The sequence below is a fragment of the Novosphingobium guangzhouense genome (assembly GCF_002896965.1).
Taxonomy (GTDB): Bacteria; Pseudomonadota; Alphaproteobacteria; order Sphingomonadales; family Sphingomonadaceae; genus Novosphingobium; species Novosphingobium guangzhouense.
On record NZ_LYMM01000084.1, the window covers coordinates 88,465 to 111,435 of the forward strand.

At 65.1% G+C, this 22,971-nt stretch carries 23 protein-coding genes; 9 read left to right on the forward strand and 14 right to left on the reverse strand.

All coding sequences use genetic code 11. The features are described from left to right. Positions 1-105: 105 nt before the first annotated feature. The 4 genes from A8V01_RS24910 to A8V01_RS24925 all read right to left on the reverse strand — a co-directional run bounded on the left by A8V01_RS24910 (position 106) and on the right by A8V01_RS24925 (position 3,623). On the reverse strand, positions 106-444 hold the full coding sequence (locus A8V01_RS24910; protein ID WP_008832116.1) for a P-II family nitrogen regulator: 339 nt from the start codon (positions 442-444) through the stop codon (positions 106-108). Between the two features lie 426 nt (positions 445-870). After that, positions 871-1,794, reverse strand: a complete 924-nt coding sequence (argC, locus tag A8V01_RS24915) for an N-acetyl-gamma-glutamyl-phosphate reductase (protein WP_103098952.1) — start codon at positions 1,792-1,794, stop codon at positions 871-873. Next, positions 1,791-2,111, reverse strand: a complete 321-nt coding sequence (locus tag A8V01_RS24920; RefSeq protein WP_245892813.1) for an SH3 domain-containing protein — start codon at positions 2,109-2,111, stop codon at positions 1,791-1,793. Before A8V01_RS24920 ends, argC begins: the two co-directional genes overlap by 4 nt. 129 nt (positions 2,112-2,240) lie before the next feature. Beyond that, a complete protein-coding gene (locus tag A8V01_RS24925; protein ID WP_103098953.1) occupies positions 2,241-3,623 on the reverse strand; it encodes a leucyl aminopeptidase family protein in 1,383 nt (460 codons plus the stop codon). A gap of 49 nt (positions 3,624-3,672) precedes the next feature. Between A8V01_RS24925 and A8V01_RS24930 the strand changes: the two genes are divergently transcribed. The 3 genes from A8V01_RS24930 (at position 3,673) to A8V01_RS24940 (ending at position 6,506) form a co-directional block, all read left to right on the forward strand. Next, positions 3,673-4,500, forward strand: a complete 828-nt coding sequence (locus A8V01_RS24930; RefSeq protein ID WP_245892814.1) for a DUF4163 domain-containing protein — start codon at positions 3,673-3,675, stop codon at positions 4,498-4,500. Between the two features lie 37 nt (positions 4,501-4,537). Further along, positions 4,538-5,368 (forward strand): type I methionyl aminopeptidase, encoded by an 831-nt coding sequence (gene map, locus A8V01_RS24935; protein WP_103099046.1) that lies wholly within the window; start codon positions 4,538-4,540, stop codon positions 5,366-5,368. A 103-nt stretch (positions 5,369-5,471) separates the two neighbouring features. Next, a complete protein-coding gene (locus A8V01_RS24940; RefSeq protein WP_245892815.1) occupies positions 5,472-6,506 on the forward strand; it encodes a hypothetical protein in 1,035 nt (344 codons plus the stop codon). Between the two features lie 39 nt (positions 6,507-6,545). Here the strand turns inward: A8V01_RS24940 and A8V01_RS24945 are convergent, their stop codons facing one another. The 6 genes from A8V01_RS24945 to A8V01_RS24970 form a co-directional block, all read right to left on the reverse strand. After that, the gene (locus A8V01_RS24945; protein WP_103098955.1) at positions 6,546-8,747 is read right to left on the reverse strand and encodes a TonB-dependent siderophore receptor; all 2,202 of its coding nucleotides are present in this window, start codon (positions 8,745-8,747) and stop codon (positions 6,546-6,548) included. Between the two features lie 194 nt (positions 8,748-8,941). After that, positions 8,942-10,225, reverse strand: a complete 1,284-nt coding sequence (locus tag A8V01_RS24950; RefSeq protein ID WP_103098956.1) for an adenosylmethionine--8-amino-7-oxononanoate transaminase — start codon at positions 10,223-10,225, stop codon at positions 8,942-8,944. Next, complete coding sequence (bioD, locus tag A8V01_RS24955) at positions 10,222-10,866, reverse strand: dethiobiotin synthase (protein ID WP_103098957.1); 645 nt, start codon at positions 10,864-10,866, stop codon at positions 10,222-10,224. Before bioD ends, A8V01_RS24950 begins: the two co-directional genes overlap by 4 nt. Further along, positions 10,863-11,648 carry a methyltransferase domain-containing protein gene (locus A8V01_RS24960; protein ID WP_103099048.1) on the reverse strand — a complete coding sequence of 262 codons (786 nt, stop codon included), beginning with the start codon at positions 11,646-11,648 and terminating at the stop codon, positions 10,863-10,865. Before A8V01_RS24960 ends, bioD begins: the two co-directional genes overlap by 4 nt. Then, positions 11,645-12,271 (reverse strand): alpha/beta fold hydrolase, encoded by a 627-nt coding sequence (locus tag A8V01_RS24965; protein ID WP_103098958.1) that lies wholly within the window; start codon positions 12,269-12,271, stop codon positions 11,645-11,647. The genes A8V01_RS24960 and A8V01_RS24965 overlap by 4 nt, the downstream gene beginning before the upstream one ends. Beyond that, positions 12,268-13,443, reverse strand: a complete 1,176-nt coding sequence (locus A8V01_RS24970; RefSeq protein ID WP_103098959.1) for an aminotransferase class I/II-fold pyridoxal phosphate-dependent enzyme — start codon at positions 13,441-13,443, stop codon at positions 12,268-12,270. Before A8V01_RS24970 ends, A8V01_RS24965 begins: the two co-directional genes overlap by 4 nt. 131 nt (positions 13,444-13,574) lie before the next feature. On the opposite strand from A8V01_RS24970, the gene ybeY reads away from it, so the two are divergent. From ybeY to A8V01_RS24990, 4 genes are all read left to right on the forward strand, one after another. Continuing rightward, the gene (ybeY, locus tag A8V01_RS24975; protein ID WP_103098960.1) at positions 13,575-14,081 is read left to right on the forward strand and encodes an rRNA maturation RNase YbeY; all 507 of its coding nucleotides are present in this window, start codon (positions 13,575-13,577) and stop codon (positions 14,079-14,081) included. A gap of 6 nt (positions 14,082-14,087) precedes the next feature. Beyond that, complete coding sequence (locus A8V01_RS24980; RefSeq protein WP_103098961.1) at positions 14,088-15,011, forward strand: hemolysin family protein; 924 nt, start codon at positions 14,088-14,090, stop codon at positions 15,009-15,011. A 56-nt stretch (positions 15,012-15,067) separates the two neighbouring features. Further along, complete coding sequence (locus A8V01_RS24985) at positions 15,068-15,952, forward strand: LysR substrate-binding domain-containing protein (protein ID WP_103098962.1); 885 nt, start codon at positions 15,068-15,070, stop codon at positions 15,950-15,952. 191 nt (positions 15,953-16,143) lie between these two features. Continuing rightward, the gene (locus tag A8V01_RS24990) at positions 16,144-16,884 is read left to right on the forward strand and encodes a DUF2059 domain-containing protein (protein WP_103098963.1); all 741 of its coding nucleotides are present in this window, start codon (positions 16,144-16,146) and stop codon (positions 16,882-16,884) included. 66 nt (positions 16,885-16,950) lie between these two features. Here A8V01_RS24990 and A8V01_RS24995 read toward each other — a convergent pair whose 3' ends face one another. Continuing rightward, positions 16,951-17,970, reverse strand: coding sequence for a PhoH family protein (locus tag A8V01_RS24995; protein ID WP_103098964.1), 1,020 nt, complete (start codon positions 17,968-17,970; stop codon positions 16,951-16,953). Positions 17,971-18,231: 261 nt separating this feature from the next. Between A8V01_RS24995 and A8V01_RS25000 the strand changes: the two genes are divergently transcribed. Continuing rightward, positions 18,232-18,723 carry an RcnB family protein gene (locus A8V01_RS25000; protein WP_245892827.1) on the forward strand — a complete coding sequence of 164 codons (492 nt, stop codon included), beginning with the start codon at positions 18,232-18,234 and terminating at the stop codon, positions 18,721-18,723. Between the two features lie 70 nt (positions 18,724-18,793). Here A8V01_RS25000 and A8V01_RS25005 read toward each other — a convergent pair whose 3' ends face one another. The 3 genes from A8V01_RS25005 to A8V01_RS25015 all read right to left on the reverse strand — a co-directional run bounded on the left by A8V01_RS25005 (position 18,794) and on the right by A8V01_RS25015 (position 21,494). Continuing rightward, positions 18,794-19,486 carry an alpha/beta fold hydrolase gene (locus A8V01_RS25005; RefSeq protein WP_103098966.1) on the reverse strand — a complete coding sequence of 231 codons (693 nt, stop codon included), beginning with the start codon at positions 19,484-19,486 and terminating at the stop codon, positions 18,794-18,796. Further along, positions 19,483-20,820: a tRNA (N6-isopentenyl adenosine(37)-C2)-methylthiotransferase MiaB gene (gene miaB / locus A8V01_RS25010; RefSeq protein ID WP_103098967.1), complete on the reverse strand. Its 1,338-nt coding sequence runs from the start codon at positions 20,818-20,820 to the stop codon at positions 19,483-19,485. Before miaB ends, A8V01_RS25005 begins: the two co-directional genes overlap by 4 nt. A 395-nt stretch (positions 20,821-21,215) precedes the next feature. After that, positions 21,216-21,494, reverse strand: coding sequence for a hypothetical protein (locus A8V01_RS25015; RefSeq protein ID WP_103098968.1), 279 nt, complete (start codon positions 21,492-21,494; stop codon positions 21,216-21,218). Positions 21,495-21,853: 359 nt separating this feature from the next. On the opposite strand from A8V01_RS25015, the gene A8V01_RS25020 reads away from it, so the two are divergent. Then, the gene (locus A8V01_RS25020) at positions 21,854-22,834 is read left to right on the forward strand and encodes a helix-turn-helix transcriptional regulator (protein ID WP_103098969.1); all 981 of its coding nucleotides are present in this window, start codon (positions 21,854-21,856) and stop codon (positions 22,832-22,834) included. Positions 22,835-22,971 lie beyond the last annotated feature (137 nt).

Here is a 22,971-nt window from a genome sequence, read left to right on the forward strand (position 1 = left end):
TTTCTTGGTTCTCCAGCGTTACTCTTCCGATCCCGAAAGAGGATAGGGTAGTCTTGTCACGGGAATGCGACGGTCCCCACCATCGCAGCCCAATCCATCGGATACTTAGAGCGCGTCGTCGTCCCGCTCGCCGGTGCGAATCCGCACTGCGGTTTCCACGGGCACGACGAAAATCTTGCCGTCGCCGATGCGGCCGGTCTGCGCGGCGTCGGCGATCGCTTCGACCACGCGTTCGGCCAGCGCGTCGGGCACGACGACTTCGAGCTTAACCTTGGGAAGGAAATCCACGACGTATTCGGCGCCGCGGTAGAGTTCGGTATGGCCCTTCTGGCGGCCAAAGCCTTTCGCCTCGGTAACGGTGATGCCCGAGACGCCGACTTCGTGCAGCGCCTCCTTCACTTCGTCGAGCTTGAACGGCTTGATGATGGCTTCGATCTTCTTCACGCCTGCCTGGACCCCTGCACTTGCACCCGGACTGTATTCTGAGGGTACCGGTCCGGGAACCAGATGCCTCGCGCGCGATTCCCATCAAGAATCGTGCCAATGCGGTCGGCCTACTGATAGGCCGAGTGTGCGCCTGCGAAAAGACCGGATTTGGGCGATTTACCCGGTCAGTAAACAATCTGTCGCATATGATGCGGCGGGTTTGGGAAATCTTGTGTTCAATATTCGGGCAAGTGCTGCCTGAAAATTGTGCATTGCTGCTCGCTTGGGCAGTTTGCCCCTGTGGCGGGCCGTCGCGCTGACGCCGCTCCGACGCCGCGCTGACGCCGCGGGGAGCGCAGGCATAACGAAACGACCCGCAAAAAGCGGCGCGGGCTGCTTTTTGCGGGTCGTTTCGTTGTGCCGGTGAGGGTGGTTGCGGTCGATTTAAAGCCGCAGGCCCGCCGTTTCGTCGAGTCCGGCCATGATATTGAGGTTCTGCACCGCAGCACCGCTTGCACCCTTGCCGAGATTGTCGAGAATCGCGACCAGGCGCGCCTGCGAACCGTCCTTTGCACCCAGCACGCGCAGGGTCAGGGTGTCCACCGGCTCCATCGAGGCGCGCAGCAGCAGTTCGTCGGGCTGGTCGGCCTCGACCTTCACGACCTTGCTGTCCGCGTAGAATTCGGCCAGCGCGGCGCGCAGGGCATCAGCCGAACCGGCCTTGCCCATCATCGACAGATGCAGCGGCACTTCGACCAGCATGCCGCGATGGGCAGGGACAACGGCGGGGGCGAAGATCGGATCGTGGCCGATGCCCGCCTGCGCCTTCATTTCCGGCACATGCTTGTGGCCAAGCGCAAGGCCGTAGGCGCGGAAGGCGATGTCGGCATCGTCTTCGAACCGTGCAATCAGGGCCTTGCCGCCGCCCGAGTAACCCGAGACGGCATGGCAGACATAGGGCCAGTCGGCGGGCAGCAGACGGCTGCGCACCAGCGGCGCGACGAGGCCGATGAAGCCGGTGGGATAGCAGCCCGGATTGCTGACGAAGCGGGCCTGCGCCACGGTGTCATGGCCGACGATCTCGGGGAAGCCGTAAGTCCAGCCTGCCGCGACGCGGTGGGCGGAAGACGCGTCGATCACGCGGGTACGATCTTTGGCGATCATGCCGACGGCGGCCTTGGCGGCATCGTCTGGCAGGCACAGGATCACGACATCGGCATCGTTCAGCGCTTCCGCGCGCGCGGCGTCGTCCTTGCGCTTGTCATCGCCAAGCGTGATGAGCGAAAATTCGCTGCGGCCCGCCAGCCGGTCGGCGATTTCGAGGCCGGTGGTGCCCGCTGCACCGTCGATGAAGACGCTGGTGGTCATGCCGCTTCCAGATCCGAGAGAGCCACGTAGCCGACCGCGCCGTCCTCACCCAGCTGGCCCCAGGACCAGGCGCCGGCGATGTCGAGCACGTTGAAGGTTTCGCCCGCCGGCAGATCGATGATGGCGTCGGCATCGTCGCGGCCGAACACGCGCAGGACCGCGCCGTCCTTCAGCGTGTGCGGCATCGGCACCGCATAGTGCGGCACGAAGTAGCGGCCTGCCAGCTTGATGTGGGCAAGGTCGCCGCGCACGGGCAGGTGACCGGGGTCGGCGCTCACACTGGGGCCTGTCATCGCCAGCATGGTCTGGGCAGGCATGCCGTCCGTCATGTCAAGGCGAGTATACGAATCCACAGATGCCAACGCGGGTGCGTCTCCAAAGTCAAAGATGCGCGCGCCTAGCCGAGACACGCGGTTTTCGCAAGGTTGGGAGTTTGCGTGCCGTGTTCAGCCATAGCGGCCCTTGAGCATGTGCCAGGCGGCGCGCAGGCCCAGAGCCTCGCCGCCCTTGGGACGGCCGGCCTTTGCGGTGGGGCGCCAGGCGAACGTGTCGAAGTGCGCCCAGTCCATGCCCTTGGGCACGAAGCGGTCGAGGAACAGCGCTGCCGTGCTGGCGCCTGCGAAGCCGCTGGAACCGGCATTGTTGATGTCTGCCACGTCGGACTTCAGGTATTCGCGGTAGCCTTCGTGGAGCGGCAGACGCCAGCACGGGTCGTCCACCGCCTTGCCCGCTGCCAGCAGGGCATCGGCCGTCGCATCTTCCCGCGTGAACAGGGCGGGAAGGTCCGGGCCGACGGCAACACGCGCGGCGCCGGTCAGAGTGGCGAAGTCGATGATGAGTTCGGGCTTTTCCTCCCCCGCGCGGGTGAGCGCATCGCCCAGGATCAGGCGGCCTTCGGCGTCGGTATTGCCGATTTCCACCGTGATGCCGGCACGGCTGCGCAGGACGTCGCCGGGGCGGAAGGCGTTGCCCGAGATCGCGTTCTCCACCGCCGGGATCAGCACGTGCAGACGCACCGGCAACTGCGCGTCCATGATCAGGCGCGCAAGGGCAAGGGCGTGGGCCGCGCCGCCCATGTCCTTCTTCATCAGCAGCATTCCGGAGGACGGCTTCACGTCGAGGCCGCCCGAATCGAAGCACACGCCCTTGCCTACCACCGCGATGCGCGGGTTCTTCGGATCGCCCCATTCCAGTTCGATCAGGCGCGGCGCATGGCTGCGGCCCGCCGCGCGGCCGACCGCGTGGACCATCGGGAAGTCCCGTTCCAGCACCTCGCCGCGGGTCACGCGGATTTCGGCGCGGAATGCCTTGTGCAGCGCTTCGGCTTCGGCCTCCAGCTGGGCAGGCCCCATGTCCTCGGCCGGGGTGTTGACAAGATCGCGCACCAGCATGACCGCTTCGGCTTCGGCAGTGAGCGCGGCGATCTGCGCGGGCTCGCCGGTCAGGAGCACGCGCGGGCCGTGGTCTTCCGCATCGGCCTTGTAGCGATCGAAGCTGTACTGGCCGAGAATCCAGCCGAAGATCGCCGCGCCCGGTTCCCCGCCGGCACGGCGATAGGTTCCGGCGGGCAGCTTTTCGGCCAGTCTGGCCATGCACCAGCCGCCGAGTTGCGCGGCGTCGGCAATCCCGGCAGCCACGCACCAGCCGTCATCTTCGGGAAGAATGACGTATTCCCCGGCACTTGCGTCAAACCGCGCAGCCTCCAGCATGGCGCGCTGGGGAACGGTGAGGCCCTTGGTGAATTTATCCAGTCCATCCTTGTCGATAAGGTGGATGGAGACGGCCTGCTGGCCCCGGTCGGGCTGGATCAATGCGTTCTTGTCGCTCATGGCCTGATTCTCTAGCCTCCACCCGAGCCTGAGTGCGAGAGGAAATTTGATGCGATACTCCGGTATGGTTGTTGTTCTGGCCTTTGCGGCTGCTGCGTGCAGCGGATCGGGCAACAGCGATCCGCAGCCGAGCGCCACCGTTGCCGCCAGCGAAGAGGCGCTGCCGATGGCCTCCACCGATGCCCCTTCCGAGGCGCCGCCGGTCAAGGGCCGCGCCGAAAAGGAAGAGAACGACCTTTACGAGTTCGGCTATTCCTACCCCGATGCGGCGGCGGCGCTGCCGGGGCTGCGCGCGATGCTTGACCGGAAGCTGGACGATACCAAGGGCGAACTGGTTTCCTCCGCGCGCAGTGACAAGGCGGAGATGGCCAAGGATGGCTTTCCCTATCACGCCCATTCGATGCAGGTGGACTGGAAGGTCGTGACCGATCTGCCGGGCTGGCTCTCGCTTTCTTCCGAGATGTACCAGTACAGCGGCGGCGCGCACGGGATGAGCGGGTTCGATACCCTGTTGTGGGATCGGGGCGCGGATACCGCGCGCAAGCCGCTGGATCTGTTCACCAGCCAGGACGCGTTGCGCAACGCCCTGCGCGCGCCGTTCTGCGACGGGCTGGACAAGGCGCGTGAGGGCAAGCGCGGAGAGCCGGTACAGCGTGACAGCGGGCAAATGTTCACCGAATGCATCGATCCCACCGCGCAGACGCTGATCCTGGGCTCTACCAACGGCAAGACCTTCGACCGCATCGGCGTGCTGGTGGCCCCTTACGAGGCGGGGCCTTACGCCGAAGGCAGCTATGAAGTGACCGTTCCGGTGACGGGCAAGGTGATGGCCGCGCTCAAGCCGCAGTATCGTTCGGCGTTCTCGGTGAAACCCTGATCTCGCAATTCCGCCCCCGATGCGCTATCTGGGGCGGATGACCGAATACCAGATCGTAGAGCCCGGCCAGGAAGCGCTGCTGCGCGACGGCACCATCAAGCTGCATGGCCCCGAAGGCTTCGAAGGCATGCGCCGCGCAGGCGCGCTTGCCGCGAAGATCCTTGATGAGATCGCGCCGATGGTGCAGCCGGGCGTCACCACCGCCGCCATCGACGACAAGGTGCGCGAACTGACGCTGGCGGGCGGCGCGGTGCCGGCTACGCTTGGCTATCGCGGCTATGCGCATTCGTGCTGCATTTCGATCAACCATGTCGTCTGCCACGGCATCCCTTCGGAAAAGACGCTCAAGGACGGCGATATCGTCAACATCGACGTGACCCCGCTGCTGGACGGCTGGCACGGCGACACCAGCCGCATGTACCTGGTCGGCGACGTGGCGCTGAAGGCCCGCCGTCTGGTCGACGTGACTTACGAATGCCTGATGATCGGCATCGAGCAGGCCAAGCCCGGCAACCGGGTGGGAGACATCGGCGCGGCCATTCAGGCTTATGCCGAAGCGAACCGTTATGGCGTGGTGCGCGAATTCTGCGGCCATGGCTTGGGCCGTCTGTTCCATGATGCGCCCGAAGTGGTCCATGCCGGTCGCCCCGGCACCGGGCCGGAACTGCGCCCCGGCATGTTCATGACGATCGAACCGATGATCAACCTGGGCAAGCCGCCGGTGAAGCTGCTCAACGATGGCTGGACGGCGGTGACGCGCGACAAGTCGCTTTCCGCGCAGTTCGAACACTCGATCGGCATCACCGAAGACGGCTGTGAGATCTTCACCACCAGCCCCACCGGCCTGCACAAGCCGCCTTACGCCTGAACGGCGCCTGCCTGGCGACTGATCGCCCCGGCGCGCGTCTTGGCGCGTGACCGGGGGCGCGCTGCGTGACAGCTTCCTTTTCGAAAGAAGAGGGAGAGCGATCATGGCGGACCTGTCGGGCGGCATCCCGGTCGAGCGCGAATATGTCGTGGCGCAGCGGCCTGATGACGGCATCCGCGATGCGGTGAACGTGTGGGTAGAGGAGGAGAACGGCCTTTTCGCCATGCGCGTGGGCGTGGAAGCCGTGGGCGCGCAGTGGGACCGGCACGAACTGTGGCTGGACATCGCCTTCACGGACGGGCGGCTGTGGTCGCGTCGGGGCGACGGGGATGCGCACTCTGCCCATGACGCACAGGGGCGACCCACGGTGCGCGGCACCGGACCGCTGCGCTTCGAATGCACAGAGCCGTTCCATCGGTGGACGGCGGCCTTCGAAGGGCCGGTGGCGCGGACCAGCGCGCAGGAAATCCTCGACAATCCGGACTTCACAGAGACAGCGTGGAGCGACATTGCCTTCACCATCGACATGCAGATGGCCGCGATCCCGTGGGAGCCGGGCACGATCCTGCCCGAAGCGGCAGAGGCGCTGGGCGGCAGGCAGGGCGATTACATGAGCCCGCGCTACGAACAGCTGTTCCGCTGCACCGGCACGCTTGTCATCGACGGAGAAGAGCGGACCTTTCGCGGCAATGGCCTGCGCATCCGCCGCACCGGATTTCGCGCTTTCGCGGGCTTCTGGGGCCATTGCTGGCAATCGGCGGTATTTCCTGACGGCCGCGCTTTCGGCTTCAATTCCTATCCCCCGCGGGAGGGGGAGGCGCCCAGCTATTCGGAAGGCTGGATCGTTGAACAGGGCGTGCGCACTGGGGCGCGGCCAGTGGGAATCCCGTGGCTGCGCAGGCTTTTGACCGGCGGAGAAGACGTGTCGTGCGTGCTGGAGACGGTGGACGGCCGCCGGGTGGAGATCGCCGGGCGGACTTTCGCCAACACCCGTTCGCGCGGGGGGCATGTGCTGCCGCCGGACTGGCCCAAGGACTGGCCCATCGTCCAGCAGGCCCACGCGGTCTACACCTGGGACGGCGTGGAGACGACCGGCATGATCGAACGGTCAAGCAAGCCGAGCGTGATGGACCTGTAACGAAGAACGGGGGCGCCTTGCGGCACCCCCGTCGATCGATCAGAACTTGTAGTTCGTGCTGACCATGAAGCTGCGCGGTTCGCCGTAGCGGTACTGGCTGAACGGGCCGACCTGGCTGTAATACTTCTTGTCGAACAGGTTCTCGACGTTGCCCTGCAGCTGCAGCGCCTCGGTCACGTTGTAGCGGGCCATCAGGTTGACCAGCACGTAGCTCTTCTGTTCGAAGCGGAAGGGCAGCGGGGTGGTGTTGCCTGCGTCGTCAAGAATGGGATCGCCATTCGCGTCCGTCTCGACGAGCACGGGGTTGTTGCCGTCCCGATAGACCTTGCTGCGGTAGTTCACGCCGCCGCCGAAGGTCAGGTCGCCGACGGTGTAGGTGGAGAACAGCTTGAGCATGCGGCGCGGCTGGTTGGTGTTGACGTCGTTGCCGAATGCGTCGCGGATCTTGAACTGGCTGTAGCCGGCATTGATGTTCCAGCCGGGCAGCGGTTCGCCGGTCACTTCGATTTCGAAGCCCTTGCTGACGGCGCCCTTGGCGGCGCGATAGGGCTGGAACAGCTGGCCGCCGCCCGGGATCGGGATCTGCACGCCGTCGATCTGGCCAAGGTTGTCCTGCTCGATGCGGAACAGCGCAACCGAGGTCTGCAGCGCTTCGTTGAAGAAGTTGCTCTTCAGGCCGACTTCGTAGGACTTGCCGGTGACCGGATCCAGCTGGTTGTAGTTTTCGTCACGCAGGTTCTGCGGCTGGTAGATCGTGGTGTAGCTGGCATAGATGCGGTGGTTCGGCGTGATGTCCGCCAGCACACCGGCATAGGGGATGAACACGTTCTTGTCCCCGTACGTCGTCACGACGTTGTAAGCCTCGCCGTTGCGGCGCCAGGTCGCCAGGCGGCCGCCGCCGATGACCTTGAGCCAGTCAGCGACGTTCACGCGCAGGGCGCCGTAGTAGCCGATCTGCTTGATGCGTTCCTGTTCCACGCGGGTTCCGGTTTCAAGGAAGCCGGGGTTGGGGTAGGAATTTTCGTCCCAGTTGTTGAAATCGCCTGCCGCCGGGAAGTTGTACGAGCAGATGGGATCGCCGTTGAGCGGGCAGAAGCTGTCCGTGTGACGGTTCAGGGTGCTGTTGAGGTAGCCCAGCACCAGATCGTGATCCCGGCCGAACACCGTCAGCTTGCCCTTCAGCTGGGCGTCGTAGCTGTTCTGGATGCTGACGCCGTAGGCCGAATAGGGGTTGCTTGCCAGCCCCAGCCCGGTTTCGCGATCGACCACGCCCGAAAGGTACAGGATCTCGGTGAATTGGGTGTTGCGCTGGCGGTTGTAGTTGCCCTGGATGCTCCAGCCGTTGCCGAAGTCATGGCGCAGCGAGGTGAAGAAGTTCTGGTTGATCGTCTTCCAGGTCGTCCAGGGCTGCGTCGTGGTCTTCGAACGGCGCCATTCGGCGACCGTGCCGTCGCTGTAGAAGGTCGGCAGGCTGCCCCAGAAGACGCCGTGCGGATCGTTGCGCTGGTGGCTGAAGCCGACGCGCAGCAGGGTATCGGGCGTGATGTCCGCTTCCAGCGTGCCGTAGAGCACCAGCTTCTTGTTGCTGTAGTAGTCGGTGAAGGCATCGCCTTCTTCATAGCGCGCCACGCCGCGCACGCGCAGGCGACCGTCGGAGGTTACCGCGCCGCCGACATCGCCCGACAGGCGCCACGTGTCCCAGCTGCCGTAGCCGGCGTTGACATAGCCGGTCCAGTCGGTGCGGTCGGCATGCTTGCGCACCAGGTTGATCGATGCGGACGGATCGCCCACGCCGCTCAGCAGGCCGGTGGAGCCGCGCACGATTTCGACGCGTTCATAGATCGAAAGGTCGGCCAGCGTTTCACCACGGTCACCGCCCAGCGCCCATGCCGTCGGCACGCCGTCGATCTGGGTGTTCTCGATCTCGAAGCCGCGCGCGAAGAACGAGTTGCGCACATCGTCGGTTTCGCTGACTGCAACGCCGACCCCGTTGTCGACCACGTCCTTGATGCTGATCAGGTTCTGGTCAAGGATGCGCTGTGCAGTGATGATGCTGACCGACTGCGGGGTTTCCTGAACCGAAAGGCCAAGGCCGGTTGCGGTGTCGATCTTGTCTTCAAGGGTATACTTGCCGGTGACGACGATCTGGTCGCTTTCGGCCCCTTCACCGGCGGTCTGCGCCATGGCGGGAGCAGCGAAGACGCCGGCGCAACCCAGCATCAGAGCGAACTTGAACTTCATAGGTAAATGACCCCTGATTGCGAGTGTCGGGCACTCGATTGCAGGGGCCGCTAACGGCAATGCGGATCATTCGCAATAGCAATATTTGCGCTACGATTTCATTTGTCGCCGAATGTTGCGAATCGGTATCAGTAACCGAACCGTCGGCCTGGCCGTCGATGGCTTGTCCGCGACTTTCCGGCGCTTTCCCGCAATCAGAAAGAGACGACCGCCTCGCCGATGGCGTTCCACACTTCGTCCAGCTGATCGTCGGTGATGCAATAAGGCGGCATCACGTAGACGGTGTTGCCCAGCGGCCGCAGCAGCACATCGCGGCTGCGGAAGAAGGCCATGAGTTCGGGGGCCAGGCTGTCCATGTAGCCGCCTTCGCCAAGGGTGCGGAAATCCAGCGCGGCGATCGTGCCCAGCGTGCGCGGGTTATCGAAGTGGCAGAACCGGCCCAGCTTCTCCAGCCATGCGGACTGGCGCCGGGCCAGATCATCGATGCAGGCGCGCACCGGCTCTTCGGCCCAGATCGCCAGGTTCGCTGCGGCTGCCGCGCAGGCCAGCGGGTTGGCGGTGTAGCTGGACGAATGGAAAAACATCTTCGCCCGGTCGGTGGACCAGTGCGCGGCGAAGATCGCCTCGGTCGCCATGGTGACGGCCAGCGGCAGCGATCCGCCGGTCAGGCCCTTGGAAAGACACAGGATATCGGGCACGACATCCGCCTGTTCGCAGGCAAGCAGGGTGCCGGTGCGGCCCCACCCGGTCATCACTTCGTCGGCGATGAACAGGACGCCGTATCGCGTGCAGATTTCGCGCATGGCGCGCAGGGTTTCGGGGCCGTAGACCAGCATACCGCCCGAACCCAAAATCAGCGGCTCAAGGATCAGCGCGGCGATATCCCCGGCGCGGCACAGGGCCTCAAGCGCATCCAGCGTTTCCTGCTCGGCCCCGGCGGCAGGGTAGGGGATGCGGCCCACGTCGAACAGCAGCGGCGCGTAAGGCTGGTTGAACACCCCGCGCGCGCCGACCGACATCGCGCCGATGGTGTCGCCATGATAGGAATGTTCCATCACCACGATCCGATGGCGCGGCTCGCCCCCGTTTTCTGGCCCGCGGGCATGCCAGTAGCCGAGCGCCATCTTGATCGCGACTTCGACGCTGGTGGAGCCGCTGTCAGAGAAGAACACCCGCGTCAGTTCGGGCGGCATGATCGCGGTCAGCCCGGCGGCGACCTGTTCGGCGGGTTCGTGCGTCCAGCCCGCGAAGATCAGCTGGTCCAGCTTGCCCGCCTGTTCGGCGATGGCGGCCATGATGCGCGGGTGGCAGTGGCCGTGCGTAGTGACCCACCAGGAGGATATCGCATCGATCACCGTGCGCCCGTCCGCCGTGTGCAGCAGCGCGCCTTCGGCATGGGTGACGAGCGGGATCGGCTCTCCCAGACCATGCTGGGTGAAAGGATGCCAGACGGGCGAGGAGGCGGGCGGCAGGGTCACGCGAAATCCTCCACGCGGAAGTTGGCGGTGAAAGCGGCGGCCAGCGCCTCGGGCGTCAGCGGATCAAGGCGGGGCAGGCGGCCAAGGCGCTTTACCTTGCCCATGGCGCAGATGGTCGTCTCGCTGTCCTCCACCGGATCGCCCACGAAGGCGACGCCCAGAATCTCTACGCCGCGCGCGCGCAGCGCCTCTATCGACAGGAGCGAATGGTTGATCGTGCCCAGCATCGTGCGCGCCACCAGCACTACCGGGGCACCCCAGCGGGCGAACTGGTCCGCATAAGTTTGCGTGCGGGATATCGGGACAAGTGCGCCGCCTGCGCCTTCCACCACCAGCGGCCCGTCGACCTGTGGCAGCGCAAGCCGGGCCGTGTCGATCGTCACGCCGTCGATCTCTGCGGCAAGGTGGGGGGAGCAGGGCGTGGTCAGGCTGTAGGCTTCGGGCAGCACCTTGCCTGCGGGCAGCCCGCCAAGGAAGCCGACGCGCTGGGCATCGGGGCCTTCTTCCTCGATCCCGGCCTGTACCGGCTTCCAGTAATGTGCCTGCAGCGCACCGGCCAGCGCAGCGGCGAACACGGTCTTGCCGATGCCGGTATCCGTGCCGGTGACGATCAGGGGCCGGGAGAGAGTGCGCTGGGTCATTGGGGGCTCACGTAAGGAAAGGTCGTGGCCCGATGCAAGTGGCAGGTCACGACCTCATAGGTCACTTCGCATCCGCTTTGGGCGAACCGGGCCATGACGCTGCGCAGTTGGGCCGGGGTAAGCGGGCGGTGAGAGGGCGCCGACGTGCCCGCACCGATGGCCTTCACCGCGCGCAGGAAGCTGCGCGGGTCGGGGTGACGCTCGGTCACGTCCTCGACGATCAGCGTTTCGGGCGACAGGGTCGCAAAGGCGTCCACGGCGGCGAAGGCGGGGGTGCCGGGGGCGATCCCTTGCGCAGCGTGAGCGGCGCGCCATTCGCCGAAGCTGCGCGGTCCAAGCGTGGTGATGACAAGGTGCCCGCCCGGCGCCAGCCACTGCGCCAGTCGCGCAAGGGCGGCGGGGGTATCGTCGAACCACTGCATCGCAAGACTGGAGCAGATGAGGTCGAACGGCGCACCTTCGGGCGTTCCGTGCTCTCCGTCGAGGGTGGCGAAGCGCAGGGTTCGCGATGCATCGCAAGGCGGCGCGGCGGCGCGGCAACGCTCCACCATTTCGGGCGCAATGTCCGTGACCAGCCAGTCGCCGCCGATGCCCCGTTCGATCAGGGCGCGGGTAAGGAACCCGGTGCCGCAGCCGATTTCCAGCACGCGCGGGGCCGGGGCAAGGTCCAGCCCGGCGATGCGCGCGGCCAGCGTGGCGGCCACATCGCGCTGGATGCGGGCGTGCCCTTCGTAATCGGGTGCGGAGCCGAAGGCGCTGCGGATGCGGTTGCGCTGGCTCACGGTGCCATGATCCCGCGAACGGCCGCAGCGCACAGGTGAGGCGCTTCAACGGGAAGCAGGTGGCCCGCGCCGGCATGCTCGATGCGGTGGACCCGGCTTCCTGCGAAAGTGGCGGCGCGCATGTCCGGCGGCAGCAGCGGGTCCGCGCCGCCATGGACGGCGACGATGGGCACGTCCCCCGGCAGGTCCCTCAGCGCAGGCGCCGCGTCGCGCAGGCGCAGCAGGTCGGCGGCCAGCGGTTCGGCGTCGATTTCGCCGAACGCTTCGCTTGCACCACAGGTCTTGCGGAATTCGGCAAGCACGCCGCGCGGGTCCGTCGCGAAGCGGCGTGCCATGCGGTCAAGTACGCGTGGCGGTATGCCGGGGCGGCCGGTGACGGCCGTGAACCGCTCGAACCCGTTGATCGCCACGATGCCGACCAGCCCCGGCGGCGGCGCGGCAAGGACGCGCATGGTGCCGAAGGAATGCGTCACGGCAATGCACGGTCCTTCGACGGCGGGCGCGTGGGCCGCGCCGAAGTAGCCGCGATCGTCGATTTCATGCGTCCATTCGGGCAGCAGCGCGGCCAGCGGCGTCCAGAAATGGCGGTCGAAGCCCCAGCCGTGGGCGAACAGCAGCTTCACCTGTCCGGTCCCGCAGCAGCCTCGATCGCGCCGAGCAGGGCGTCGATGTCCGCCTCGCTATGGCCCGCACGCAGGGCAAGGCGCAGGCGGCTGGTGCCTGCGGGCACCGTGGGCGGCCGGATTGCGGAGGCAAGGAAGCCTGCCTCCTCCAGTTGTGCCGACAGGGCCATGGCCTTGTCCTCCGGTCCGATCACGGCGGGCACGATCTGGGTCGAGGACGCGCCGTGGTCCAGCCCTAGGCGGGCCAGCCCCGCACGCAGCCGGTCGCCCAGAGCGGCAAGGTGGGCGCGCTCTGTCCCCATCCCCGGCAGCAGGTCCAGCGCGGCATCCACCGCGCCCAGCACGGCGGGCGGCGGGGCGGTGGTGAAGATGAAGCCGCTGGCCGCGTTCGTCAGGTAGTCGATCAGCACCCGCGATCCGGCAACATAGGCACCAAAGCCGCCCAGCGCCTTGCTGAACGTGCCCATGACAAGGTCCACCTTGCCCGGCACCAGCGCCGAAAGGCCGCGCCCCTCGGGACCAAGCACGCCGGTAGCATGTGCTTCGTCGACGAACAGCGCGGCGTCGTGGCGCTGCGCGATATCGGCAAGACGCACCATGTCGGCGCGGTCCCCGTCCATCGAGAAGACGCTTTCGGTCAGGATCAGGCGAGCGGGGGCATCCGCGCCCTTTTCCGCCAGCAGGGCTTCGAGGTGGTCGAGGTCGTTGTGGCGGAAACGATGCTGGCGCACGCCCGCCATCGCGATTCCGGCGTGCATTGATGCGTGGATCAGCCGGTCGGAGAACACCGCAATCCCCGGAACGGCGGCAAGCAGCGCGGGTATCACTGCCGCGTTGGCTTGCCAGCCGCTGGCGAAGATCAGCGCCGCCTCGCAATGCTTGAACGCGGCGATGCGCGCTTCGAGAGCAAGGTGCGCGGCGCTGGTTCCCGTGACCAGCCGCGATGCGCCCGAGCCCGAACCGTCGCGCCCGGCCCATCGGGTAGAGCGTTCCACGAGCAGCGGATGGCGCGCCAGGCCAAGGTAGTCGTTACTGGAAAAGTCGAGCATGGTGCGTCCGCCGCGCTCTATCCGGCCGTCGGACAGCAAGGTGGTGGCGCGCAAGGTCCGACGCTGTCCGGCGCGGGTAATGCGCTCCAGCGCTGCCTCGAGGTGTGAATCGAGCCGGCTCATGCCCCGCCCGGTATGGCATGGCGCCGCGCGGCACAATGGGCGGATTGTCCGGGGCGGGGTATGAAGAAGGCGTTCGGGGCAGCGCAAGGTTGATCTCGACCCGGCGAGCCTCGCACGATAAGGCGCATTCCATGGACCTCGAAATCGATATCGAAGAACCTTGGGATGCTGCCACGGACTGGGCCGATCTTGCGCAGGCCGCGCTTGATGCGCTGGTCACGATGGCGCCGGAGCTGGACAATGAACGGCTTACCGCCAGCCTGCTGTTCACCAGCGACGCCGAAGTCCATGTTCTCAACCGCGAATGGCGGGCGAAGGACAAGCCGACCAACGTGCTGTCCTTCCCGATGCTTGAGCGTGATGCCCTGCTCGATCTGGACGGGGCCGGGCCGCCCGAAATGCTGGGCGATCTGGCGCTGGCCTGTGAAACCTGCGCGCGCGAGGCAGCCGAAAAGGGCATCCCGGTAGAGCACCACGCCACTCACCTGATCATCCACGGCCTGCTCCATCTGGCCGGCCACGATCACGAGACGTCGGACGAGGATGCCGAGGCGATGGAGGCGCTCGAAACAAAGGCACTTGCAGTTTTGGGCATTCCCGACCCATATGGGGACCGCACTGAGGCAACAGGGATTTAACCGTACATGGCCGACAATGGCCGCCACGCCGACTCCGCGTCCGGAGAAGGAGACAGTACCAACACGCTTTGGCGTGCTTTCAAGCGGCTTTTCTATGCAGAGGGCGACCAGTCCCTGCGCGCCCAGCTTGAAGAAGCCATCAACGAGCACGAAGGCGATACCGACGAAGGATCGACCGCGAAGGGCGATCTTTCGCCGATCGAGCGGCAGATGCTGCGCAATCTCCTGCATTTCAGCGAACATGACGCCGACGACGTCGCTATCCCGCGCAGCGAGATCGTGGCCATTCCCGCGTCGGCCACATGGGCCGAAGTCGTGGATGCCTTCGCCGAGCACGGCCACAGCCGCATGCCCGTCTACGGAGAGACGCTGGACGCCATCAGGGGCATGATCCACATCAAGGATGTGTTCCCGCTGCTGGCGCGCGGCGATCCGGCACCGGAAGACTGGACCACGCTGATGCGCCAGCCGCTCTACGTGCCGCAATCGCGCGGCGCGCTGGACGTGCTGGCTGACATGCGGGCGCAGCGCACACACCTTGCGGTCGTCATCGACGAGTACACCGGCACCGACGGCATCATCACCATCGAGGATCTCGTGGAGGAGATCGTCGGCTCGATCGAGGACGAGCATGACGATGCGCCCGAGGAATTGCTGGTTGCAATCGACGCAGGTATGTGGGACGCGGACGCCCGAGCGGAACTTGACGATGTGGCCGAGCGGATCGATCCGCGGCTGGCCGAAGTCGAGGAATCGGTTGATACTCTCGGCGGCCTTGCTTTCGTGCTGGCCGGGCAGGTGCCTGAAGTGGGTGCCGTCCTGGACCACGACAGCGGCTGGAAGATAGAGGTGACGGATGGGGACGAGCGGCGCGTGACGCGGTTGCGGCTCCACCCGCCGGTGGAAGAGTTGGAGAGCGAGGCCGAATAACCGCTGCCGCCGAATCCCCGGCGGTGGCCCCAACTGAGTGAAAAGACAGAAGAACAGTGCCTGTACGCCGTTTACCCCCTCTTCGCGCGCTTGAGGCTTTCGTGCGCGTGGTGCGCCTTGGTTCCGCCAAGGCGGCCGCCAACGAACTCGCGCTCAGCCCTTCGGCCCTGTCGCGCCGTGTCGCCGCGCTGGAGGACTTTACCGGCAAGCGCCTGTTCACCCGCCAGCATCAGGCAATGAAGCTGACCGACGAAGGCCAGGCCTTCTACACGGCCATCGCCCCCAAGCTGGAGGAACTGGCCGAAGCGGTGGAAGCGCAGATCGATCGCGGCCAGGTGCTGCGCCTGCATCTGGGTGTGCCTTCGCTCTTCGGCGGCCAGCGGTTGTTCCCGCGCCTGCCCGAACTGCGCAAGCTGCATCCGCGCCTGCACATCGACATCGATACCGGCGCGCATCTGGAAGACCGCGTCGGCGATACGCTGGACGCCGCGATCATCCTCGCGAAGGAACCCGACCCGCAGTATTACCGGGTGCAGCTGGACCATAACAAGGTCTACGCGATCACTTCGCAGGCGCTGGCCGAAGAACTGGGTTCGGTGCCGGATGAGGCCAAGCTGTCTCGCCAGACTTTCCTGATCCATCAAGATTTGCCCGACAGCCTCGATGCGTGGAAGAGGGCGATCGACCTGCCGGACCTCGATCCCGCATCGGTGGACCGTTTCGATTCTGGCCAGCTGGTGCTGGAAGCAGCGGCGCAGGGCCTTGGCATCGCGATCATGCACGACGATCACTTTCGCCGTTCGCATGATACCCGTCTTGCGCGGCTTTACGATATCGACGTGGAAAGCCCCTATCGCTACTGGTTCGTGTGCCGTCCCAAGTCGCTGGAAGCTCGGCCGGTCCGCATCTTCCACGAGTGGCTGCTGCAGGCTGGGCTCTGATCTTTCGACAAGCTGAGGGCGAGGGGAGGATTTGCAGCCTCCAGCCCCGCTGAGGCCAAACCTGTCGAAGCCCTATACGACGGGATGCGCCTGAAGCCTTCTGCGACCGACCGACATTTTCGTTTTTCCCATTGCGGCGAACGGGATATGCCCTGCGGCGTCCCGTTCGTGCGAACCATGGGAGTTTTCTGATGCGTTTCGTTCTTGCCGCCTGCTCCGCCCTGCTGGCGTCCGCTTCGCCCGTTCTTGCCGCTGAGGCTGCGCCGAACGCCGTTTCTGTTCCCGTCACCGATGCGGCGCGCCTTGCCGCTGCCAGGCAAACGGTGGACTATGTTTTTCCGCTCGGCACTTACGGGCGGATCATGAACGGCACGATGGATAAGATGATGGATTCCATCATGGACTCCATGATGCAGCTGCCGCTCAAGGATCTGGCCGGCATCAGCGGCGTGGACACCTCGCAGCTGGGAAGTGGCACGATGGCGCAGATCATGGAAATCTACGACCCCGCCTTCAAGCAGCGCATGCAGGTTTCGACCCGCACGATGATGACCGACATGATGGGCCTGATGACCCAATTCGAGCCCGATATCCGCGATGGCCTTGCCAGCGCCTATGCGGGACGGTTCGATACGAAGCAGTTGCAGGAAATGAACGCTTTTTTCGCCACGCCCACCGGCAGGGCCTATGCGGCGGATTCGTACATCATCATGATGTCGCCTGAAGTCATGAACAAGATGCAGGCGCTGATGCCCCGGCTGATGAAGGAAATGCCCGCCATCGTCGAAAAGGTGAAGGCATCGACCGCCAACCTGCCGGCTCCGCGTAAGTATGCGGAACTCAAGAGCGCGGAAAAGGACAAGCTGGCTGGCCTGCTCGGAATTTCGCGCAAGGAACTGGATGAGGGTGAGGCGAAGAAGGCCGCGCAGTAACGCCGCGTGCCGGGGCTTTTGATGCCGCTCCGTTGCGAGCGTGCCGAAGGCCCCGGCAAGGGAACGTTACTCGGTCGGCCCTTCGTAAGCCTCGACGATGCGCCCCACGATTGGGTGGCGCACCACGTCTGCTGCGGTGAAGCGGGTGACGGCGATGCCTTCCACCCCTTCGAGCCGCGACACCGCGTCGGCAAGGCCGGAATGGCGGTCGCCGCCGGGGATATCGACCTGGCGCGGGTCTCCGCACACCACCATGCGGCTGTTCTGGCCGAAGCGGGTGAGGAACATTTTCATCTGTTCGCGCGTGGTGTTCTGCGCTTCGTCAAGGATGACGAAGGCGTCGGCCAGCGTGCGGCCGCGCATGAAGGCGATCGGCGCGATCTCGATCTCTCCGTTCGCCAGACGGCGTTCCACCTGTTCGGGCGGCATGCAGTCGTACAACGCATCGTAGAGCGGGCGGAGGTAGGGATCGACCTTGTCCTTCATGTCACCGGGCAGGAAGCCGAGCTTTTCGCCCGCTTCCACCGCCGGGCGTGACAGGATCAGGCGCTGGACCGATCCGGTCATCAGCTGACTGACCGCCTGCGCCACCGCCACATAGGTCTTGCCCGTACCCGCCGGGCCAAGCGCGAAGATCACGTCCGACTTGGCCAGCTGGCGCATATAGTCGATCTGCGTGGCAGACCGGGGCACGATCGTTTTCTTGCGGGTGCGGATCATGATCGGCGGCGCGCCCGCGTCACCGGTAATGATGCCTTCGAGGGTGGGTTCAGTGCTCATCGCGATCAGCGATTCGATGGCGCCGGAATCAAGCGCCTGCCCCATCTCCAGCCGGTGATACATGCCTTTCAGTGTATCGCGCGCGCGGGCGACGGCATCGTCCGGCCCTTCGATCTGAATCTTGCTGCCCCGCGCGGAAATGTAGACGCCAAGGCGGTTCTCCACTTGCACGAGGTTTGAATCGAACTGGCCGAACAGGGCCCCCAGCAACACGGGTTCGTCGAAATCTATTTCGACACGCGCCCGACGGTGAGTTTCAGGGCGGAACTGCGCCGGGTCAACGGCACGGGCTGCTTTGCGGGCCATGTGCTCCTTTCATGCGAGATTGATGCCTCGTTCTATCGTGAAGATGGCTCCGCAGGGCTCATGCTGCAAGGAGGGGCAATGCAAATTCCCAGCGTTTCGTCGGGGATAACTGCGCGTTTCGGCGCTCCGGCATGAAACTGTCGCAGGGGTGCGACACTTATGTCCCCACGCTGCACGCCGCATTCCCGGGTCGTTCAGGAGCGAGCGGGCAGTTTTGAACCAGAAGGCCGGATACGGTCCTTACGAAGAAGGAGAATAATGGTGCGCAAGTTCTTCATGATCGCCCTGGCGGCCGGTGTGGCCCTGCCGACCGTTGCGGCTCCGACAATGGCTTCGGCGCAGAGCGCCCGCGAAGTGCGCCACAGCGCGCACGAGGTACGCCGTGACGAACGCGATCTGCGTCAGGCCCAGCGCTACGGCAGCCGCCACGATGTCCGCGAGGCGCGCCGCGATGTCCGCGATTCGCGTCAGGAGCTGCGCGAGGACTGGCGCGATTATCGCCGGTCCAACCGCAACGTCTATCATCGCCCGGCCTATGTCGGCCCGCGCGGCTATCGCTATCGCCCGGTAAGCGTGGGCTACCGCTTCCAGCCCGCCTATTACGGTGACCGCTACTGGGTGCGCGATTACGCCCGCTATCGCTTGCCCGCGCCGCGTGCCGGCCATCGGTGGGTGCGTTACAACAACGACGTGGTGATGATCAATGCTCGCACCGGCCGCGTCGTGACGGTCCATAACGGCTTCTTCTGGTAAGAAGCGCATCCTCTTGCACGAAGAGCCCCGGAGCGTCAGTTTCGGGGCTTTTTCGTATGCGGTGGGCCGTTCAGGCCGAAAGCCAGTCGCGCAGCGCGGCGTTCACTGCATCGGGCCGCTCCATCGGAGCCATGTGGCCGCATTCGGGGATCGCCACCAGCGTCGCACCCGGTATGGCCCCGGCGATGGTGCGCGAATAGCGCGGCGGCGTGGTGCGGTCATCATTGCCCACCAGCACCAGGGTCTTCACGGCGATGGAGCCCAGTCCCGGCAGCGGATCGGCTCGGGCGATGATCGCGCCCTGTTGTCGCTCGAACGCCTTGATCCCAACGCGCAGGGCCATCGCCACTACCGCATCGCCGATCGCCGGATCGGCCTGAGGATGGACGAGCAGGCCAAGGCTGCCGCGCAGCACGGTTTCGAACCCGCGTTCCTGCGCCGTCTTCACGGCGGCGCGGCGCACGGCGGCATAGTCGGGCGCATCGGCAGTGGCGCTGGTGTCGAGCAGAGCAAGACGCGTCACCCGTTCGGGAGCGCGCGCGATCACTTCCATCGCCACGTAGCCGCCCATCGAGAACCCGGCGAGGGCGAACGTATCGGGGGCCTCGTCCAGCAGCCGCTCGGCCATGGCCGCGATCGTGCCGTCGCTCAGCGTATCGGCCACGGTCATGTCGGCCACGTCCGCCAGCCCGGCCGTCTGCGCGCGGAAAACTTCCGCGTCGCAAGTCAGGCCGGGGACGAGGACCAGTTGCTGGCGGTTCACGCCACTTCTGCGGAGAGCGGAACCGCGCCAAGGCTGTTCGGCCCGGCGCTGGTGATCTCCACGCGCACGATCTGACCCACTTCAGCTTCGCCGGTGAAGTGGACCGACTGCAGCCAGGGAGACTTGCCCAGCCACTGGCCGGGGTGCTTGCCCTTGCGCTCCACCAGCACGTCGCAGGTCTTGCCCAGCGTTGCGGTGTTGAATGCCAACTGATCGCGATTGAGCGCGGACTGCAGGCGCTGCAACCGCTCGTCCATCACGGCGGCGGGAATCTGGTCGCCCATAGTTGCGGCGGGGGTGCCGGCGCGCGGGCTGTACTTGAAGCTGAAACACTGCGCATAGCCGACCGCATCGACGAGCTTCAGCGTGTCTTCGAATTCGGCGTCGGTTTCGCCGGGGAAGCCGACGATGAAGTCGCCCGAAAGCGCGATGTCGGGCCGCACCGCACGCACCCGCTCAAGGATTTCAAGGTAGCTTTCCACCGTATGGCTGCGGTTCATCGCCTTCAGCACACGGTCGTTGCCCGCCTGCACCGGCAGGTGAAGGAACGGCATCAGCTTGGCGTTGTCCGCATGGGCATCGATCAGGCCCTGCGCCATGTCGTTGGGATGGCTGGTGGTATAGCGGATGCGCGCGAGGTCCGGGATTGCGGCGAGTTCGCGCGCCAGCCCGTCCAGGCCCACGGTCTGCCCCTTCGCGTTCTCTCCGGTCCATGCATTCACGTTCTGGCCCAGCAGCGTGATCTCGCGCGCACCGGCTTCCACCAGCAGCTTCGCTTCGTCGACAAGCGCGGCATAAGGGCGCGAGACTTCGGCGCCGCGCGTATAGGGAACCACGCAATAGGTGCAGAACTTGTCGCACCCTTCCTGCACCGTCAGAAACGCCGTGGGGCCGGACCGCTTGCGGCGGGGCAGGGCGTCGAACTTAGTTTCGGCGGGCATGTCGGTATCGGTGACGCGCTTGCCTTCGCTGGCGGCGCGGACCATTTCGGGCAGGCGGTGATAGGCCTGCGGGCCCACGACCATCTTCACGGCGGGCGCGCGGGCCATGATTTCTTCACCCTCGGCTTGCGCAACGCAGCCGGCGACCGCGATCAGCGGCGAAGTGCCATCATCACGGCGCAGACGGCCGATGTCGGAATAGACCTTTTCTGCGGCCTTTTCCCGGATGTGGCAGGTGTTGAGCACGACGAGGTCCGCCTCCTCGCCTTCCGGCGCGGCGGTGATGCCCTGTTCGGCCAGCAGTTCGGCCATGCGATCGCCATCATAGACGTTCATCTGGCAGCCGAAGCTCTTGACGCGGTAAGTTTTCGGAGTCGCGGTCGTCGTTTGCATCCGCGCGCCGTTAGCGGAAACGACCCGGTTTGGACAGGGGGCAGGACCATGAAGGGGCCAGATCGGTTCTACTGTCCGTTCATGAAAAATGGTTGCAGCCAGAGCCAAAGCCGTCACCCCGAACCATGTCAGGAGGGCGAGCAGATTCGCGGCTCCCATCCCCACCTGCAATTGAACGCCGAATCTACGAGCGTTGCGCCCCACATGAATGTGAAAAGGCTCGCAAACAACACGAAGATGTAATTTAAACGCTTTCGGTTTTTAGTAAGGCTTTTCAGAACTCGTCCTGCATGCATTCTATCATATCGACGTGTCGGCAATGGACGGGCCTTGATGTCGTCTTCGGGCGTAAACCTTGATGGCGGCTTTGAGCATCGCGGCGCGAATAAGCGGGCCTACCGATTTGTCTTCACCCTCTTGCGATAAAGGGCGGTCGGTCCCTTAGACGCTTCAAGTCGAATACGTCGATGCGCAATACCGAACATCAGCGGCACGCCAATCAGACTGACACCTACCATTGCTTCTGACACGTTTGGCCGCCAATCCGCCAGCAAGGCCGTGCTGTAAACAAGAACGAAAAACAGCGCCCAGGTTAGCGCTGCGAGGTCTGTCAGGCTCGACAGCGATTTGCTGTGATAGTGTTTATGCGCGAACCGCCAGAATGCTGCTTCCATCTCACTCACCTGGGGCAAACCGTGTCTCTGATGTTGGCCGCGTACGCGTAATTCAGCAAGCCATTCGAAAGCTCACAGAGGGGCGCCTTTGGAACTGCCTCATAGCGATCGATTATCCCCTTCGGTGTGAGCGACATACCTGCGCGTGCTCGCGCGCCAGCGGCGACGACGAGTTCCTTATTGATTGCAGTTCGCAATTGTCTGGTTCATCTGACTCCTTCTAGCCGCACCGTCGCTGATCTCGCAGCTCAGGGGTCAGGGGGCGGCTATGGCGTTCTCGCCGGTTGTGCAACGCATCGTCACCGATGCCCGAATGGCACAGGTCGAACGATACAGGTTGAACTATAAGGGTTGAGCTGATGGATGCACATTTCGTAGACGGAGCCTTTTTCGCCGACGAACTCGTTCGCGAAGCAGCCCATCAGGCGCTGGCGGCCGCCGACCCTGTACAGAAACAGCGCCAGCAGATGGCCGGCGCCTTCGAAGGCTGGTTCTGGGTCGAGGATGTCGTGCCGCACCTTTTCGCCTCGGCATGCGAACTGCGGTGCCCAACCGGCGCGGCGATCTCGCAGCCGGTGGAGCGCTCTGTGATGATCACCCTTCTGCTGGAAGGGGCTAACGGGCACTTCGTGGCGGAAGGCGAAGACCCGGTGCACAGCGAACTTGAATGCGCCCATATCGTCGGGCTGGGAGAGCCACGGCTCTGTTCCCGCGTGCTGGCACCAGGACAGGGGTGCAAGCGGGTTGAACTGGGCGTGCGGGCGCCGTTTCTTGAGGCTAATGCCGATGCTCTGTCGGCAGCGGACCTGGAGGCGTTGGACAAGCTGATGGCGCCGGGCTTTCGCAGCCACCATCTGCCGCGCACGGAGACGATGACGCGCATGGCGGCCATGCTGACCGAAGAGCGTTATCACGGATCTCTTGGCCACCTGTTCCGCGAGTCCATGGCGGTGCAGTTGATGCTGCAATCTCTTCGGCTGTTTGCGCAGATCGGCGAGAAAGCGTCCAGGGGCCGGCCGCGCAGCCACGACGCGGTGATGGCTGCGCGCGGCATTCTGGACGAGGCGCTGCTGGCGCCGCCGGGCACGATCGAACTGGCGCGACGGGTCGGGCTTAACCGCAATGCCCTGCAGGCCGGTTTCCGCAAGGCCTTCGGCACCACCGTCTTTGGCTACGTCCGCGATCGGCGCATGGCGATGGCGCGAGTCATGATCGAGGAGCAGGGCCTGGGCGCCGCAGAGGCCGGTTACAAGGTCGGCTTCGCCAGTCCTTCGGCCTTCACTGCCGCGTATCGCCGTGTGTTTGGTGTTCCGCCGATGCGTGGCAGAGGGTGTGCCTGACGCGACAGTCTTCGTGCCCCGCGCGACAGTAATGCCCATTGGAGCAGGCCCGGCGCGCTACTATTGAGAGCCGGTCGCATTTACGGCGATACGATCATCTTTTCGAGCAAGGGCAGAATCGGCGGAACGGCATAGCC

Bases quoted from the DNA above. Each gene is read 5' to 3' on its own strand.
- argC (WP_103098952.1), bottom strand. From the start codon at position 1,794: ATGACCACCAGCGTCTTCATCGACGGTGCAGCGGGCACCACCGGCCTC.
- A8V01_RS24920 (WP_245892813.1), bottom strand. From the start codon at position 2,111: ATGCCTGCCCAGACCATGCTGGCGATGACAGGCCCCAGTGTGAGCGCC.
- A8V01_RS24925 (WP_103098953.1), bottom strand. From the start codon at position 3,623: ATGAGCGACAAGAACGCATTGATCCAGCCCGACCGGGGCCAGCAGGCC.
- A8V01_RS24930 (WP_245892814.1), top strand. From the start codon at position 3,673: ATGCGATACTCCGGTATGGTTGTTGTTCTGGCCTTTGCGGCTGCTGCG.
- map (WP_103099046.1), top strand. From the start codon at position 4,538: ATGACCGAATACCAGATCGTAGAGCCCGGCCAGGAAGCGCTGCTGCGC.
- A8V01_RS24940 (WP_245892815.1), top strand. From the start codon at position 5,472: ATGGCGGACCTGTCGGGCGGCATCCCGGTCGAGCGCGAATATGTCGTG.
- A8V01_RS24945 (WP_103098955.1), bottom strand. From the start codon at position 8,747: ATGAAGTTCAAGTTCGCTCTGATGCTGGGTTGCGCCGGCGTCTTCGCT.
- bioD (WP_103098957.1), bottom strand. From the start codon at position 10,866: ATGACCCAGCGCACTCTCTCCCGGCCCCTGATCGTCACCGGCACGGAT.
- A8V01_RS24970 (WP_103098959.1), bottom strand. From the start codon at position 13,443: ATGAGCCGGCTCGATTCACACCTCGAGGCAGCGCTGGAGCGCATTACC.
- ybeY (WP_103098960.1), top strand. From the start codon at position 13,575: ATGGACCTCGAAATCGATATCGAAGAACCTTGGGATGCTGCCACGGAC.
- A8V01_RS24980 (WP_103098961.1), top strand. From the start codon at position 14,088: ATGGCCGACAATGGCCGCCACGCCGACTCCGCGTCCGGAGAAGGAGAC.
- A8V01_RS24990 (WP_103098963.1), top strand. From the start codon at position 16,144: ATGCGTTTCGTTCTTGCCGCCTGCTCCGCCCTGCTGGCGTCCGCTTCG.
- A8V01_RS24995 (WP_103098964.1), bottom strand. From the start codon at position 17,970: ATGGCCCGCAAAGCAGCCCGTGCCGTTGACCCGGCGCAGTTCCGCCCT.
- miaB (WP_103098967.1), bottom strand. From the start codon at position 20,820: ATGCAAACGACGACCGCGACTCCGAAAACTTACCGCGTCAAGAGCTTC.
- A8V01_RS25015 (WP_103098968.1), bottom strand. From the start codon at position 21,494: ATGGAAGCAGCATTCTGGCGGTTCGCGCATAAACACTATCACAGCAAA.
- A8V01_RS25020 (WP_103098969.1), top strand. From the start codon at position 21,854: ATGGATGCACATTTCGTAGACGGAGCCTTTTTCGCCGACGAACTCGTT.